This is a genomic window from Streptomyces buecherae (assembly GCF_014295035.1).
GTDB lineage: Bacteria > Actinomycetota > Actinomycetes > Streptomycetales > Streptomycetaceae > Streptomyces > Streptomyces youssoufiensis.
This window is the reverse complement of the sequence record NZ_CP060404.1, coordinates 265,497-281,185: the sequence shown is the minus strand read 5'-3', so window position 1 is coordinate 281,185 and position 15,689 is coordinate 265,497. Positions and strand designations below refer to the sequence as shown.

Below are 15,689 nucleotides of genomic sequence, written 5' to 3'. Positions count from 1 at the left end.
GGTTCGATGGGCGGCGACGGTCAGCTGGGCCGCCCGCTTAGGTGGTCGTCGCCGGCGAGGATGGCCTGGTGGAGATCGCGCAGCGGTCGACAGGGTTCGAGCCCGAGCTCCTCGTTCAGCCGCCCGCAGGCGGCGCGGTAGACCATCAGGGCCTCCGCCTGGCGCTCGGAGCGGTACAGCGCCATCATCAGATAGCGGTAGAACGTCTCCCGCAGCGGATGGTCGCTGATCAACGCGTAGAGCTGGCCCACGATCTCACGGTGGCGGCCCAGCGTGAGGTACTCCCCGATGAGCAGTTCCAGACACTGCAGCCGGGTCTCCTCCAGCCACGTCGCGCAGGCGTTGACGATCGGCCCGTCGCGGGCGTCGTCGAAGGCGGGCCCGCGCCACAGCGCGAGCGCGGACTCGAAGCAGCGCAGGGCCTGCTCGTGCCGCCCGAGGCGGACGCGCTCCCGGCCGTCGTCCACGAGCCGCTGGAAGTCGGCGCTGTCGAGTTCGTCGGAGCCAAGGCGCAGCAGGTAGCCCAGTGGCCGGGTGACGATGGACTGGCCGTCGCCCCCGGCGGCGCGCAGGAACTTGCGCACCTGGGAGACGTAGACGTGCAGCGCCGCGTGGGAGCGGCGGGGCGCGCGATCTCCCCATAGCTCGTTGATGAGTTGCTCGGCGGTGACCACCTGGCCGGCCCTGGCGAGGAGCGTGGCCAGCAGGATCTCCGCCTTGTGCGCGGTGATGTACGACGTGTCCTCGGGGCCGATGACTCGGATAAGGCCCAGTAGTTCGTATCGCATCAGGACTCCCCGTATGCCCTCCGTCGCGGTCATCGGGGGCGCCGGCAACATGCCCCAGTGGCATAACCGCTGAGACGTCGCGGGGGTACCTCCCGTGGTGATCATCGTTGCCGGATCGATATGTTCCGGGCGGCGCGGCGAGTGGGCACGGGGCGGTTTCGCATGCCTCGGTGGACCTGCCGCGCCGGCGTGCGCCGGGGCTCGGGGTGGGGGGGTACCAGGTGGGGCGCGGGCCGCGCCGCATGCTCCGGGGTGGGTTGCGGGCGGGGGCGCGCGGGGGCGTGGCAACGCGGGCGGTGTGCCCCTGGGCAAGGCGAACTCTGCGGCGCTTTCGGCTTGTTGAAGCGACGTGCTGTCCGCTGCGGCGGTGTGCGACGGGCTGGCGTGGGTGAGGGTTGGAGGAGCGTGCTTTCGGCCGGTCGGCGCGTGTGATCTGCGCGGGGTGCGGGGGCGCGGGGGCGCGGGGTGTTGGGTGTCGCGATGCGACAGGAGCTGACGCGTGACGCGGGTGGAGGGGTGGATCAACCAGCCCAGGGCCCGACAAGTGACGCGGCGTCAACCTGCCCTATATAGCCGGTAGTTGCTCGGAAGGTCAACGCGACGATGTCCGCTTTTGGGTCAGTGGAACGGGATGTAGCGACAGAGGGAGACTAAGGTTTGGCTAACCTTAGTTGGGTGGTAAGTTCTCGGCGTTCCACGACGCCAACGACGGGCTGGCGGTGGCCACTTCACCCGTCCGTCGGGAGCCGTCGTGCCTCGGTGCGCCCATGGGTGGCCGTGTCACGCCTGGGCCGCTTCCCATCCCTTCACCGGAACGGACGACCTTGCCCATGACTACGGGACCCGCCCCCGTTCGCCAGCTCGATGACTCCGCCGTCGCTGAACTCACCCAGGCCGCGGAGCGGATTCTCGCCGACCGCGGGACTTCCGCCACCTCGCCCGCACTGCTGCGCCGCGTCGCGGACGCCGCGACCCACCTCGACCAGGCCACCCGGGACCACTGTCGGCCGGTCGACACCGATCACGGGCTCTACGTCCTGCGCGGGCTGCCCGTCGACGACGTCGAGGTCGGCGCGACCCCCGAGAGCTGGGCCAAGGCCGGCGACTCGGGCGCCCTCTGGGACCTGGTGCTGCTTCTGCTCGCCAGCGCGATGGGCAACCCCATCGCCTGGGAGAGGCAGCAGGAGGGCCGCTTCGTCCACAACATCGTTCCCGCGCCGGGCCACGAGCGGAAGCAGACCGGGGCCAGCAGCAACGTCCTGCTCAGCCCGCACACCGAGGACGCCTTCCACCCGGGGCGGGCCCATCTGCTGTTGCTCGGCTGCATGCGTAACCACGACCGCATCGCCACCACCGCGGCCAGCGTTCGGCGCGTACGACTCGCCGAGGCGGACGTCGCGACCCTGTGCGAGGCCGAACTCCCCATCCTGCCCGACGACGCGTACAGCCAGACGCGCGACGTCCGCGGGAGCCAGCCTGCCGTACCCACGCTCTGGCGCGGCGAGCACGGCCTCACCCTGCGCTTCGACCCCGCCTACACCCCGCTGGAACGCGCGGGGGCCGCCTACCGCGCCGCCTACGCGCGCCTTGAGGCCGAGTTGGAGCGGGTGTCGATGGCGGTGAGCCTGGACCCCGGCGAGGTGCTCGTGCTCGACAACGACCTCGTCGTGCACGGCCGGGTGCCGTTCCGGGCCCGCTACGACGGCACCGACCGCTGGCTCAAGCGGGCCTCGGTGCGCGTACCGGGGCGTCGTACGCGTCCGGTGGCCGAGAATCGCGAGGACGGGTACGGCCAGACCGTCATCGAGGCACATGCCGTCTGACAGTCGGTGGCCCCAGTTGGGCTGTCGCTCGCGTACGCGCCGCATCAAATGTCCGGGCCGCCCGACTTGTCGGGCGGCCTGTTTGGTGTGCGCCCGCGTGCGCGGCGCGTAAACGGCGACAAGGCGCACGCGACGGGCCGCCCTGCGCCCGGCGGGGTACGAACCCCCGTACGGATGCTTTCCGCCACTCCGGCGGAACGGACGGTAGACCAACAGACAGGGGACCCGATGACCGACTCCGCCACGACCTCCGCCACCACGGGCGGCTCCACCGGCGATGACACCACCCTGCGCGTGCTCAGCGCCTCGGACCTCGCGGGCCTGGAGATATCCCTCGCCGACGTCATCGCCACCGTCGAGGGCGCCTACCGCACCCTGCACGCTGGCGCGTCGGACAACCCGCGCAAGCTCACCGTCACGCCGGAGGACGGGCACTCGGTCTCCTACGCCATGCTCGGGCGCGACGGCTCGCGCGACGTCGTGGCCGTCAAGACCTCGTACAAACACGGCCTGGACAAGGGCCGCGCGGAGCAGCACTACTACACCACGCTCACCCTCTACGACGACGTGAGCGGCCTGCCGGTGGCGATGATGGACTGCGCCCGCATCGGCTCGCTGCGCACCCCGGCCGTCTCGGCGCTGCTGGCCCGCGAGTGCGTCGCGCCCGGCGCGCGCAGCGCCCTGGTCATCGGCACCGGCACCCAGGGGCGGCTCGCGCTGCCGTTCCTGCTCACCGCGCTGCCCCAGCTCGACCGGCTGCTGCTCGCCGGCAGCCACCCGGCGGGCATCGCCGCCGTACGGCAGGAGCTGCGGGCGCATTTCCCGGACCGCGAGGTCGAGTTGGTCACCGACCTGCGGGCCGCCGCCGGCGACGCCGACGTCATCCTGGCCGCCGCGGGCGGCCACACCCGGGCCGCCGTCGAGGCGGGCTGGTTACGCCCCGGTGCCCTGACCATCCTCGTCGGCCACGGCCTCGCGCCCTCCACGCTGCACCGCGCCGACCGGATCGTCGCCACCAGCGAGGCACAGATGCGCGTCACCGGCACCGACATGGCCGACGCGGCGGGCCATCTGCCCGCCGTCGACACCGAGTTACCCGCGGTCATCGCCGGCATCACGGCCGGTCGCCGGTCGCCGCGCGAGCGGATCTTCGCGTACAACAGCGGCCTGGTCGTCACCGACATCGCGCTGGGGCACCGCTTCGCGCAGCTCGCGATAGCCGAGGGCCGCGGCGAGCGGGTGTCGCTGTGGCGGTGACCCCGATACGCCCGACGCCCGCCGCGTACGCGCCCGTCCTGCCCGTCCACGCCGACCCCGAGACCGACGCGCTGTGCGACAGCGGCCTGCTGCACGAGCTGGCGTACGCCTTCGGCGGCCCCTTCCACTTCCTGCTGCCGCACCGGTTCGACGCGAACGTCGCCGCGTTCCGCGCCGTGCTCGACGCGCTGGACGTGCGCGGCACGATCTACTACGCGAAGAAGGCCAACAAGGCCGCGGCCTGGGTCGAACGCTGCGCGGCCAACGGCGTCGGTGTCGACGTGGCCAGCGTCGGGGAGCTGCGCCAGGCGCTGGGCCACGGCGTGCGCGGCCCGGACCTCGTCGTCACCGGGCCCGCCAAGGCAGACGAGCTGCTCCGCCTGGCCACCGCGCACCAGTGCCTGATCGCCGTGGACGCCCTGGACGAGCTCGACCGTCTGCTCGCCCTCGCGCGGGGCGGCCCCGGCGCCCGCCTCCTGCTGCGCGTCCTGCCCCCGGGCACCTCGGACAGTCGCTTCGGCATGACCGACACCGAACTCGACACCGCGCTCGTCCGCTGCGCCAGGGCGGGCGACGGGCCGCGGATGGAGGGGTTCAGCTTCCATCTGTCGGGCTACGTGATCCGCCCGCGCGCGGCCCTGGCCGCGCGGCTGGTCGGGCTGTGCCAACGCGCCCGGCGCCTGGGGCTGCCCGCCGACCGCGTCAGCATCGGCGGCGGCTTCGCCGTCGACTACCTGCCGCACGCCGACTGGCAGGACTTCCTCGCCACCCAGCGACCCGAGCACTACCACGCCGGCCGGACCTTCGCCGCGGCCGACTTCTACCCGTACCACTCACCGATCGCCGGAGCGGACGCGCTGCGCGCCCTGCTGACCACCGTGCCGCCGGGGCACCCGAGCACGGTGGCGAGCCTGCTGCGTGAGGCGGGCGTCACCGTACTCATGGAGCCCGGCCGGGCCCTGCTCGACCGGGCCGGCTGCACCGTCTTCCGGGTCCAGGGCGTCAAGGACCGAGGGCCACGGGATGTTGACGCCGGGCAACCGGATGGCACGCGGCCCGCGCCGCCCGGCGCGCCAGGGGCACCCGCGAGCGCCGGCGCGTACGGCATCCTCACGGTGGACGGCACCAGCCTCAGCCTGTCCGAGCAGTGGTTCAACAGCGAGTTCGCCCCCGATCCGACGCTGGTCACGCCCCGTGGGCGGGCCGGACGGGGCCGGCCCTACCCGGCCTGTGTCACGGGCGCGAGCTGCCTGGAGTCCGACGTACTGACCTGGCGGAAGATCGTCTTCCCCGACCGGCCTGCCATCGGTGACCTGCTGGTCTACCGCAACACCGCCGGCTACCAGATGGACTCCAACGAGTCGCCGTTCCACGACCTGGCACTGCCCCCGAAGATCGTCATCGAGCCGGCCGACGGCCCACCGCGCTGGCGCCTCGATCGCCGCCCGGCCAGTTGACCCGCCCCGAACTCCTGGAGCCCCTCATGAACGAGGCACTCGACCGCCCCGCCGTGGTCTCCCGCGTCTCCGACCTCATCGGGAACACGCCGCTGTTCGAGCTGTGCCGCACCGCGTCCGGCAGCCGGCTGCTGCTCAAGCTGGAGATGTACAACCCGACCGGAACGGCCAAGATCCGCATGGCGCGGCAGATGGTGCTGGCCGCCGAGGAGAGCGGCCAACTGCGCCCCGGCGGCCGGATCGTCGAATCCACCTCGGGCAACACCGGACTCGGCCTCGCCGTGCTGGCCGCCGAGCGCGGCTACACCTTCACCGCGGTGGTCGACCGCCACGCCTGCGCCGACAAGCTACGCGGCATGCGGGCGCTGGGCGCCGAACTCGTCTACGTCATGGACGAGGAGAACGAGGAACTCGCCACCGCCGCCCGCGAGGAGTTGGCCGCCGAACTCGCGCGTGGCCAGGACAACACGGTCTTCACCGAACAGCACAACAACCCGGCCAACGGAGTGGGCTACCACCGGCTCGCCCACGAGCTGCGCGCCGCGCTCGGCGGCGACGGGATCGACGTGCTGATCGGCGCCGTCGGCACCGGCGGCGCGCTCTGCGGCACCGCCCGCGAGCTGCGCGCGGCCGTGCCCGACTGCCGCACCGTCGGCGTGGAGCCCAAGGGCTCCATCGCCTTCGGCGGGCCCGCCCACGCCTACTACCAGTCGGGGACCGGTACGCCCGAGGGCGCCGAGGTCGGCGCGCTCGTCGACTACGCCCTGATCGACGAGGGGGTCAAGGTCGGCGACGTCGAAGCCTTCGCCACCGCGCGCGTCATCGCCCGGTCGACCGGGCTGCTCATTGGCGGCTCGGCCGGCGGCGTGGTGCACGTGGCGCTGGGCCACCTGGCGAGCGCACCGCCCGGCACGACTATCGTCGCCCTGGTCAACGACGGCGGTGAGAAGTACCTGGACACCGTCTTCGACGACGACTGGATGCACGCCCGACGCCTCATCGACCCCGCCGTGGAGCACGAGATCGATGCCACCCTCACCAAACTGCGCGGGAACTGACGCGCGATGTCGCTGACCACCGCGCTCCGGGACGGCCGGGCCCTGGCCACGCTCGCCGTCCCGCTGGCCCTCACCCAACTCGCCCAGGTCGCCCTGACCACCACCGACACCGTGATGATGGGGCTGCTCGGCACGACCGACCTGGCCGCGGGCGGCCTCGCCATCGTGATCTTCAACCAGCTCCGCACCATGGGCGTCGGCCTGGTCACCTCCGTGGGTAACCAGGTCGCCGCCGCCGCGGCCCGCGCCGAGGCCGCCGAGGCACCGGGAGACCAGGACGATCGGGCGGCCGAACCGCCGCGTACCGCCCGTACGGGACCCTCGCCGGAAGCGGCCGAGGTGCGGCGCATCGTCCAGGCCAGCCTGGTCCTCGCCACGCTCGCCGGCGTCGTCGGGGCCCTCCTGATGGTCCTCATCGGGCAGGGCCTGACCTGGGTCGGTCAGGACGCGCGGGTCGTGGACCGGGCCCAGTCCCTGCTGCTCGCCCTCGCGCCCGGGCTGCTGCCCTGTCTGTGGTTCCAGGCCATCCGCCAGTTCACGGTCGGCATGCGCAGGCCGCAGGCGCTGTTGCGGATCACCCTGGCCTCGGTGGCGGTCAACGCGGGCCTCAACTGGGTGCTCATCCACGGCACCTGGGGCCTGCCCGAACTCGGCCTGACCGGGGTGGGCGTGGCCACCTCCCTCGTCCACCTGCTGTCCTGCCTCGCCCTGCTGGCCGCCGCCAAACGGGACCCCGTACTGGCCCCACTGATCACCTGGCGGACGCGCGGCGCCGACCGCGCGACGCTGCGCACCCTGACCGCGCTCGGGGTGCCGATCGCGGCGACCTACGGCTCCGAGGCGGGCTTCTTCTCCGTCACCACCCTGATGGCCGGCAGCTTCGGCAGCGCGGCCCTCGCCGCCCACACCGCGATCAACCAACTCGTCTACATCGTCTTCCAGATCGCCGTCGGCCTCTCGCACGCCGCGTCCATCAACGTCAGCCGGGAGTTGGCGCTCGGCCACACGCACGCCGCCCGCCGGCTCAAGAACACCGCCCTCGGCTGCGCGGGCGCGGTGATGACGGTGGTCGCGCTCGTCTACCTCGCCCTGCCCGACCTGGTGCTCAGCCCCTTCCTCGACGCCGGGTCGGCCGACGACGACGCGGCCCTGGACATCGCGCGCGACCTGCTGTTCGTGATCGCGGTACTGCAGTTCTTCGACTGCGCCCAGAACATCGGGGTCGGCCTGCTGCGCGGCCTCGACGACACCAGGAGCGGCTTTCGGATCACCGTCGTCGGCTACTGGTTCGTGGGCCTGCCCGCGGCGGCGCTGCTCGGGTACGCCGCCGGCGCCGACACCCTCGGCATCTGGCTCGGGCTGCTCATCGGCCTGGCGACGACGGCCGTCCTGCTGCTGGCCCGCTACCGCCGCGCCCTGGGCACCCGCGAGCGACCACTCCTGCCGGACAACCCGGCGGAAGTGACGTAAGCCGCCGTCGACTTCGGGGACGCGCTCCCCGGGCACCCGCGTCACGCGGCCGCCGCCCGAGCCGCCCGCTCAGGCGGCGGTCGCGTGTCGCGGACGGGCGGCGGCCCCTGGTGAGGCAGGCGAGTCACGCCAAAGGTCCCCATACGGAGCGGGCCGCCCGCGGGGTTCCACCGAACCGGTTCACGGTGTTCACCTCTCCTGATCGATCCCGTGCCACGCTGCCTGCGGCCGAACGACAGTTCGCCTGGGCGGTGGCGGCGTGCGGGATTGACGCGGTGGCCGTCCCGGCTCCGGGGAGAGGACACCGACCATGCGCTACCGCCGAGTCACCCGCTGGCAGACGACGCTGCCCCTGCTGACCGGTGTGGCCCTCGCGGCTCTCGTCGCACAGAACCCGGCACTCGCTGCGGGTTCTACGCGCGGTGACCACCAGTCCACGCAGGTCCAGGCGTCGTACACGACGTACGACGACACGTACTACGAGGACGCGATAGGCAAGACCGGCGAACCGCTCAAGGCGGCGCTGCACCAGATCATCAGCACCGACACCCAGAAGCTCTCCTACAGCCAGGTCTGGGACGCGCTCAAGGCCACCGACGAGGACCCGGCAAACCCCGCCAACGTCGTCCTGCTCTACACCGGCCGCTCGCAGAGCAAGGACTCCAACGGCGGCGGCGCCGACCAGTGGAACCGCGAGCACGTGTGGGCCAAGTCGCACGGCGACTTCGGCACCGCCACCGGCCCTGGCACCGACATTCACCACCTGCGCCCGACCGACGTGTCGGTCAACAGCACCCGTGGCAGCAAGGACTTCGACCTCGGCGGCAGCGAGGTCGAGGAGGCGCCGGGCAACCTGACCGACGAGGACTCCTTCGAGCCGCGCGACGAGGTCAAGGGCGACGTGGCCCGCATGATCTTCTACATGGCCGTGCGCTACGAGGGCGAGGACGGCTTCGCCGACCTGGAGGTCAACGACAAGGTGGGCAACGGCTCCAACCCGTTCCTGGGCCGGCTGTCCGTGCTCAGGAAGTGGAGCGCCGAGGACGCCCCGAGCGACTTCGAGAAGCGGCGCAACCAGGTCATATTCGACAAGTACCAGCACAACCGGAACCCGTTCATCGACCACCCCGAGTGGGTGGACGCGATCTGGAAGTGACCGGGTAGCACCGGCGCACGCCCTCGCGCGTGCGGGCGCCCCGGCCACCGGCCGGGGCGCCTCGCGCGTGCTGGTGCGGGTCAGCCGAGTTCGAGGCTGGTGACCGCGTACGTGGCGGCCATCGCGGTCTCCGGCGCCGGCCCGGTGTACATCCGGGCGGTCACCGAGTCCGGCCGCAGCCCGCGCGCGGCCATCAGCGCGCCGGCCTCCGACTGCGGGTCCGGCACGTCCACGTAGACCCTCTCGCCCGGGTCGAGGTGGGAGGCGAGCGCGTCGAACAGCGCCTCGGCGCCCCGCCGGCTGTCGGCGAACAGCGGCCCGATGCGCCGGCCGTCGTGGGCGGGCCGGATCACTCCGTAGCCGGCGACGTGCCCACGGTTCAGCCAGACGTACGCGGCGTGCCCGTCGGTCGTCAACCAGCGCTCCACGAAGGCGCCCCGCTCGGTGGGGAAGCACGCGCGGTCGTAGCCGGAGATGGCCGCGACGTGGTCGCGGCCGACCGGCACGACCTCGGCGTCGGACGCCGGCGCGCGCTCGGGCACGCCCGCGTAGCGGGTCGTTCGGTACACGGCGGTGAACCCCGAGCGCCGGTAGGTGGCCTCCTGCGCGGGCACCGCGTCCAGGCCGACCAGCCGGTTCCCGGCGTGCGGCATCGCGGCCCGCCAGGTGGCCAGGCCGAGCCCGCGGCGCCGGTGGTCGGGGTGGACCAGGTAGAAGCCGAGGAAGGCGTAGGCGTCGGAGTAGTTGACGACCGAGACCGCCGAGACGGGCTCTCCGTCGAGACGCCCGACGAAGAAGCCGGCCGGGTCGGTGGCGTGGAAGCAGTCCGCGTCCCGATGCCCCGGGTTCCATCCCTCGGCCGCCGCCCACTCGGCCACCTGGTACCAGTCCGTCAACGAGGCGCTGGCCACGCTCAGTCGGGCGACGTCGTGCGGGGCCGGCGGCGTCCCGGCGCCCACCGGGTCCGGGCCCTGGGCCTCTTCGGGGCGTGCTGTGTCGAGCGGGTCCATCGTGCTGGGTGTCCCTTCCCGTGGAGAGTCGGCCGTGCTGGGCGGCCGGTGGTCACGCGGCTCAGATCAGGTCCATGGCGGCGACTTCGTCGGGGCGGCCGTAGCTGACCGGGCCCTGGAAGCGGCGGCGGGCACTGGCGAACCACCACACCGTAGCGATCAGGAGCACCACGGCGAGGGCGATGGGGGCGTAGTTGAAGGAAGTCGCCGTGATGGGGGAGGCGTGCGGCAGCATGAAGAGCACGCTGCTGATCACGATCCAGGTCACCGCGACCCGCCCGACCACCTTGCCCCACCGGCCCAGGTGCCAGGGCCCGGGCTGGAAGTCGTCGAGCCGCAGCCGCAGGAAGATCGGCACCGCGTAGGAGAGGAAGAGGCCGACCACGTTGACGCTGACGACCGCCGTGAAGGCCGTGTGCGACCACCAGCCGGGGATGACGAGGACCAACGAGCAGGCGGCGGCCAGCCACACGGCCTTGACGGGGGTGCGGGTGCGCGGCGAGACCGAGTGCCACCACCGGGAGCCGGGCATCGCGCCGTCCCGGGAGAACGCGAAGATCTGGCGGGTGTTACTGGTCATGTTGGCCAGGCCACAGAAGAGCATCGCTCCGATCACGATGAGCAACAACACCTTGGCCGTGCTGGTGCCCAACGCGTCCACAAGGATCTGCACCGGCGGTGCCGCCGCCCCCGCCTCCTTGTCGTAGTCACGGATCGCGTACACCAGCGCGAGCATGAGGATCAGACCGGTCACCGCGGAGTAGCCGATGGCCCGCATGATGCCCCGTGGCGCATTGACGGTCGCCCGCACCGTCTCCTCGGACATGTGGAAACTGCCGTCGAATCCGGTGAAGGTCCAACTGGTCACCAGGAGGCCGAGCATTCCGCCGTACAGCGCGTTGGTGAATCCCGTGTCGTTGACGAAATGCGTGACGAACGAGGCCGACTGGTGGTGCGAGGGCTCCACCGCGAGGACGACGACGATCACGACCATCCCGACCAGCAGCCACCACACCGAGATCCGGTTCATGACGGCCACCAGGTGCACCGTGTACGTGTTGGCCAGCGCCTGCACCAGCAGGATGACGGCGGTGATCAGCACCGTGCGCTGCTCCGTCACCTGGTACGAGGGCCACTGCATCGCCAGGAACGCCTGGATGAAGGTCGCCGCCGCGTAACCGGTCGCCGCGGTTCCGCCGACCTGGCCGACGAAGTTCAACCAGCCCGTGTACCAGGACCAGGCCCCGCGGTGGCGCTTGGCGAGTTTTCCCGCGGAGAAGTAGAGCGCGCCGCTCGTCGGATACGCGGAGGCGATCTCGGCCATCGAGGCTCCCACGAAGAGCACCATGACGGAGACCGCGATCCAGCCGAACACGAGAACGCGCGGCCCGCCGGCGGCCATGCCGAAACCGAACGACGAGAAGATGCCCGAGATGATGTTGATGATGGTGAACGATATCGCGAAGTTATCGAAGGCCCGAAAGCGTCGGGTCAGCTTGCGCGGATATCCCATCGCATGCAGCGTCGCATCGTCGTCAAAGGGTTCCGGGGGTGCCGGTCGGCGCATTTTCGTACGAGCGAGAAATGCGGGTTCTGACACAACAGCGACCTTTCTGGGGGAGAGGAGAAATACCTCGCCGCAAGGTGAGTGGTGCGCCGCGCGGCGAATGCGCCGGGGTCGCTCAGGGCGCGCCGGGCACCGGCAGGCCACAGTGCCGCCGGGCCCGGGTGAGGTGTGTTTCCGGATCGCCGAACAGGCTCCACGGCATGCGCGAGGCGTAGGGCCCCATGGCCGTGAGGACGGCCCGGGCCTCGAACGCCCGCCCGGCCATGAAGAGCGCGTGGGCCAGGTAGGCCAGGTCGAGGACGGGCGTGAAGCGGTAGGTCGCCGCGTGCGGGAACCAGTACTGGTAGACGCTGAGGGCGGTGGTTCTCCACTGCGGCTCCTCCCAGACCCGGTCCGCCAGCGGGGAGTCCGGGTCGTGTCCCTCCGCCAGGGTGACCAGCGGCAACAGGCGCAGCGCCGACGAGGCGGGCGCGCGTTGTCCGAGGAAGGCCGCCACGTCCCAGGCGGCGTTGGCCGAGCCGCCGTTGCGGGTGAAGAAGAAGGCCAGGAACCGGTGGTGGGCCTCGCGGTGCCAGGGGTCGAGCCGCAGGATGCGGGCGAACAGGTACCAGGGGCCCGGGGGAGCGGTGAGCAGGCCGCGCGGCGCGGGGTCGCGCGCCTGGTGCAGGTGGGCGAGGCCCAGGAGGGCGGTCCAGGGCGTGGGGTCGTGCGGGGCCATCTCGGCGGCCCGCTCGCACGCGGCGGTGGCGATGCGGTCGAGCGCGATGGCCCTGCGATCGTTGCCGTCGGCGGCCCGCGCGGCGCGTAACACCGCCACCCGGGCCCACAGTAACGCCGCCTCGGGGCCGGGCTCCTCGGTCAACCAGCGCTCCGTCAGGTCGGAGTCGGCCGCCTCGGAGGCCAGGACGAGCGAGCGGTGGGCGCGCAGCCCGAAGTCGTCGCGGGCGTCCCTGAGTACCTCGCGCGCGCTCCAGTAGCGCCCCGCCCGAACGTCCACACAGGCGTTGGCGAGTTCGCGGTCGTCGGCCGCCGGATGCCACACGTACTGCCCCTCGAACGCGCCCGCGGACATGCTCCCCTGCCGTTCCTCATCGACGACGCCACCCACCCGCTCCCCGCCGCTCGCGCCGAATTCGGACCCGAAATCGCACCGGTTCGACGGGCGGCAGAGGCCACACCTTACTCAGCATCACAACGGACGGAAACGGGTCACCGGAATGCGCTGGTTTCCCGCCAGTTACCGGCCGGCAAGGGGCAGTTGGTACGGTCCGATCCGGCTTGGCTGTCATAAGCTGACGCGAATTATGTGTTTGGCATATGCGACGTCGGGTGGCTTTCGTTGAAGGGCAAACACCTTTCGCGCCCTTGACCGCCGCGGCCCCGTCATTCGCACGGGGCCCCGCGCGCACGCGACGGGCGGCGGTCGAAAGCCTCGGCAGGCGCGGGCGGAAAGCGCGGCCCGGCCCCCGCCGTGCGAGGTCGGGCCGGGAGCGGGGCGGCGCACGCCGCCGACCCCGGGGCCGGGCGCGGCTGTGAAAACCCGGCCGCGCGGGGCCGCGACCGGGCGGGGCGACGGCGGTGCGGCCGGCAGCGGAACGGCCCGCCGGTGCGCGGGGCACCGACGGGCCGTGGCCAGGGGGTTGCGTCAGCTTCCGGTCAAGTCCTGGAAGCGGTCGAAGGTCTCGGTCGCCTCGCTGTCCCAGTCCACCGTGACCGTGTCGCCGTTGAGCGTGACGTCGCCGCCGAGGCTCTTGTCCTGCTTGCCGTCGCGCTCACACAACAGCGCGAGTCGCCAGGTCTTCCCCGGTGTGCGCTCCTCACGCAACCCCTTGCACGACAGGTCGCCCTTGACCAACGCGGCACCGCCCCTGTTCGCACCGCTCTGGGTGCTCTTGGCCATGGCGAGCATCCGGCCGTCCTTGGACGAACGCCACACGCCCTCGATCCCCGTGCCCGTCGGGCCGAGGTCGGGGACGTCCGTCGCGCTCGGGCTCGGGTAGGCGTCGTCGCTGGGCCGCGCCTCGGTCGGGGTCCCGGACGGCTCCGTGCTGGGGGTCGCGGTCGCCGTGGCGTCCGTGCTGGGCTGCGCGACCGGCTTCTTCCCGTCGCCGTCGTCATCGCGGGTGGCGAGGTAGACGCCACCGGATATCACCAGCAGCGCGGCGACCACCGCGCCGACGATCAGCGCCGTCCTGCGCTGGCCGCGCCCACCGCCCGGCGGCGCCGGATAACCGCCGTACGGCGGCTGCGGCTGCCCGTACGGATTGGGCTGCTGCGCGCCGTAGGGGCCCGGCTGTTGGTAGGGGCCGGGGGCCTGCTGGGGCTGCCCGTACGGGCCCGGCTGCTGCGGCGCTCCGTAGGGCCCCGGCTGCGGCTGCCCGTACGGTGAGGCCGGGCCGCCCTGCGGTGTGCCCTGCGGCGGCTGGCCGTAACCGGGCGGCTGGCCGTAGGCGGGGGCGCCCGGCGGCTGGCCGTACTCGTGGCCCGGCTGCGGTGGTCGCGCGGCGGGCTGTTGGGGGTTCTGCCGAGGGTCCGGCGGTGGGGGAGGGGGCGCGCCGAAGCCGCCGTGCGGTGGCTCGTTGGGGGGCTGGGTCATCGGCGTGCTCCTCTGTGTGTGGGCCGGCCAAGAATACCGCCGCCGGCCCGGTCGCCCACGGGTTCGCCACCGCCCGCACGCGCGGCGCGGGCGCCGGAGCCCAGCCCCAACGCCCGCGACCTCCGCGGCGGCCGTGTCACCCGCCGCGCGCCCGCTGAGGCACCCTCACTCCTCGTCGCGGTTGAGCCAGAGCAACCCCACGCACGTCACCACCGCCAGCACCGCGCCCGTCAGCAGCAGCGTGGTCATCCCGAACGTGCCGGACAGCAGCGCGATCACGTACGGCGTGAACATCCCGATGTAGGCCGTGGTCCAGAAGTACGCCGTGAGCCGGGCCAGCCGGTCGGGCGGGGCCAGGGCCGCGACCTCCGTCAGGGCGTAGGTGAGCGCGAGCCCGTACCCGGCGCCGAGCAGCGCGCCCGAGACCAGCGCGAGCGCGGGTTGCTCCAGGGCGGCGGCCGGCGCCGCCAGCGCCAGGCCCACCGTCGTGACCAGCATCCCGATGGCGGCGGTGGCCAGCCGACTGCGGGCGGCCAACCGCCGGGCCAGCGGCTGCACGACGAGACCGGCACCCGGCACGACGGCCGTCATGATGCCCGCGTACACCGTCTGCCAGCCGGACAGCCCGTCGTCCACCAGGCCGGGCAGCGTGGCGAAGCCGATGGCGGGCGCCGCGAACACCCAGGGCGCCAGCGGCACCACGGTGCGCAGGAACCGGCGCCCGTACGCGGACGTGGACGGCGCGGGCGCGCCCGGCCCGGTGGCGGCGGGCGCGGTCGGTTGCGCGGTGGCCGCCGTGCGCGGCTGCCGCGACTCGGGGACCGGCAGCGCGGCGAGGCCGGCCGCGCTGGCCAGCACCAGGTGCGGCAGGTAGGCGGTCACCAGCGGGTGCGGCGCCCACTGCGCGATCATGGAGGCGACCAGGCCGCCGGAGGCGAAGCCCGCCGAGACGAACAGGCCCGCGCGCTTGGCCGCCGCGGCCGGCGCCGCCTCGGCGACGAACGGCGGGGACGACAACTCCTTGACCCACGCGCTGCCTGCCGCGAGGAGCGCCCCGGCCCCCACACCGGTGAGGAACCGGCCCGGCAGCAACAGCCAGTGCGCGGCGCTGCCGACCATGAGGAAGACGGACGAGGCCAGGTTGACCCCCAGCGCGACCAGCGCCACCGGGCGGCGCCCGTGGCGGTCGGCGAGCGGCCCGCCGACGAGCAGCCCCGGCACCAGGCCGACGACGTACACGGCGAACAGGCCCGTCACGGTGGACTCGGACAGTCCCAGGTTGGAGCGGTAGGCGCCGAGCAGCGCGGAGAACTGGTTGGCGCTCCAGCCCGAGGCCATCATGACCCAGGCCGTACGCAGCCCATAGCGCGGCGCCGTGCCCGGCCGCGCGGGACGCGGCGACCGCCATCGGCCGCGCGTCTTGTCGTGATGTGTGGTGGCGCTCATGCGCTCAGTTGTACGGGTGCGCGTGCGTTCGTGCCGCCCGCCTTCACGAATGGTGAAGGCG

General features: G+C 72.7%; 12 protein-coding genes. 6 read left to right on the top strand and 6 right to left on the bottom strand.

The window, feature by feature from the left end:
* Window positions 1–20: 20 nt before the first annotated feature.
* Window positions 21–788, bottom strand: a complete 768-nt coding sequence (locus H7H31_RS00855; RefSeq protein ID WP_187065132.1) for an AfsR/SARP family transcriptional regulator — start codon at window positions 786–788, stop codon at window positions 21–23.
* Between the two features lie 830 nt (window positions 789–1,618).
* Here H7H31_RS00855 and H7H31_RS00850 point away from each other — a divergent pair.
* From H7H31_RS00850 to H7H31_RS00825, 6 genes are all read left to right on the top strand, one after another.
* Window positions 1,619–2,611, top strand: a complete 993-nt coding sequence (locus tag H7H31_RS00850) for a TauD/TfdA family dioxygenase (protein ID WP_187063917.1) — start codon at window positions 1,619–1,621, stop codon at window positions 2,609–2,611.
* Window positions 2,612–2,839: 228 nt separating this feature from the next.
* Window positions 2,840–3,868: an ornithine cyclodeaminase family protein gene (locus H7H31_RS00845; RefSeq protein ID WP_187063916.1), complete on the top strand. Its 1,029-nt coding sequence runs from the start codon at window positions 2,840–2,842 to the stop codon at window positions 3,866–3,868.
* 5 nt (window positions 3,869–3,873) lie between these two features.
* Complete coding sequence (locus H7H31_RS00840) at window positions 3,874–5,325, top strand: type III PLP-dependent enzyme domain-containing protein (protein ID WP_187063920.1); 1,452 nt, start codon at window positions 3,874–3,876, stop codon at window positions 5,323–5,325.
* Between the two features lie 26 nt (window positions 5,326–5,351).
* Window positions 5,352–6,383 (top strand): cysteine synthase family protein, encoded by a 1,032-nt coding sequence (locus H7H31_RS00835; RefSeq protein ID WP_187063915.1) that lies wholly within the window; start codon window positions 5,352–5,354, stop codon window positions 6,381–6,383.
* Between the two features lie 6 nt (window positions 6,384–6,389).
* Entirely contained in the window at window positions 6,390–7,853 is a 1,464-nt protein-coding gene (locus H7H31_RS00830) for an MATE family efflux transporter (RefSeq protein ID WP_187063914.1), read from the top strand.
* A gap of 310 nt (window positions 7,854–8,163) precedes the next feature.
* Window positions 8,164–9,009, top strand: a complete 846-nt coding sequence (locus H7H31_RS00825; RefSeq protein WP_187063913.1) for an endonuclease I family protein — start codon at window positions 8,164–8,166, stop codon at window positions 9,007–9,009.
* Between the two features lie 80 nt (window positions 9,010–9,089).
* Here the strand turns inward: H7H31_RS00825 and H7H31_RS00820 are convergent, their stop codons facing one another.
* The 5 genes from H7H31_RS00820 to H7H31_RS00800 form a co-directional block, all read right to left on the bottom strand.
* A complete protein-coding gene (locus tag H7H31_RS00820) occupies window positions 9,090–10,019 on the bottom strand; it encodes a GNAT family N-acetyltransferase (protein ID WP_187063912.1) in 930 nt (309 codons plus the stop codon).
* 61 nt (window positions 10,020–10,080) lie between these two features.
* On the bottom strand, window positions 10,081–11,532 hold the full coding sequence (locus H7H31_RS00815; protein ID WP_187063911.1) for an amino acid permease: 1,452 nt from the start codon (window positions 11,530–11,532) through the stop codon (window positions 10,081–10,083).
* Between the two features lie 169 nt (window positions 11,533–11,701).
* Complete coding sequence (locus tag H7H31_RS00810; protein WP_187063910.1) at window positions 11,702–12,658, bottom strand: hypothetical protein; 957 nt, start codon at window positions 12,656–12,658, stop codon at window positions 11,702–11,704.
* A gap of 573 nt (window positions 12,659–13,231) precedes the next feature.
* Entirely contained in the window at window positions 13,232–14,182 is a 951-nt protein-coding gene (locus H7H31_RS34715; RefSeq protein WP_187063909.1) for a hypothetical protein, read from the bottom strand.
* Between the two features lie 165 nt (window positions 14,183–14,347).
* The gene (locus H7H31_RS00800) at window positions 14,348–15,628 is read right to left on the bottom strand and encodes an MFS transporter (RefSeq protein WP_232109619.1); all 1,281 of its coding nucleotides are present in this window, start codon (window positions 15,626–15,628) and stop codon (window positions 14,348–14,350) included.
* Window positions 15,629–15,689 lie beyond the last annotated feature (61 nt).

Coding starts and splice junctions, on each gene's coding strand:
- H7H31_RS00855 (WP_187065132.1), bottom strand. CDS start 788: ATGCGATACGAACTACTGGGCCTTATCCGAGTCATCGGCCCCGAGGAC.
- H7H31_RS00815 (WP_187063911.1), bottom strand. CDS start 11,532: ATGGGATATCCGCGCAAGCTGACCCGACGCTTTCGGGCCTTCGATAAC.
- H7H31_RS00820 (WP_187063912.1), bottom strand. CDS start 10,019: ATGGACCCGCTCGACACAGCACGCCCCGAAGAGGCCCAGGGCCCGGAC.
- H7H31_RS00810 (WP_187063910.1), bottom strand. CDS start 12,658: ATGTCCGCGGGCGCGTTCGAGGGGCAGTACGTGTGGCATCCGGCGGCC.
- H7H31_RS00845 (WP_187063916.1), top strand. CDS start 2,840: ATGACCGACTCCGCCACGACCTCCGCCACCACGGGCGGCTCCACCGGC.
- H7H31_RS00800 (WP_232109619.1), bottom strand. CDS start 15,628: ATGAGCGCCACCACACATCACGACAAGACGCGCGGCCGATGGCGGTCG.
- H7H31_RS00830 (WP_187063914.1), top strand. CDS start 6,390: ATGTCGCTGACCACCGCGCTCCGGGACGGCCGGGCCCTGGCCACGCTC.
- H7H31_RS34715 (WP_187063909.1), bottom strand. CDS start 14,182: ATGACCCAGCCCCCCAACGAGCCACCGCACGGCGGCTTCGGCGCGCCC.
- H7H31_RS00835 (WP_187063915.1), top strand. CDS start 5,352: ATGAACGAGGCACTCGACCGCCCCGCCGTGGTCTCCCGCGTCTCCGAC.
- H7H31_RS00825 (WP_187063913.1), top strand. CDS start 8,164: ATGCGCTACCGCCGAGTCACCCGCTGGCAGACGACGCTGCCCCTGCTG.
- H7H31_RS00850 (WP_187063917.1), top strand. CDS start 1,619: ATGACTACGGGACCCGCCCCCGTTCGCCAGCTCGATGACTCCGCCGTC.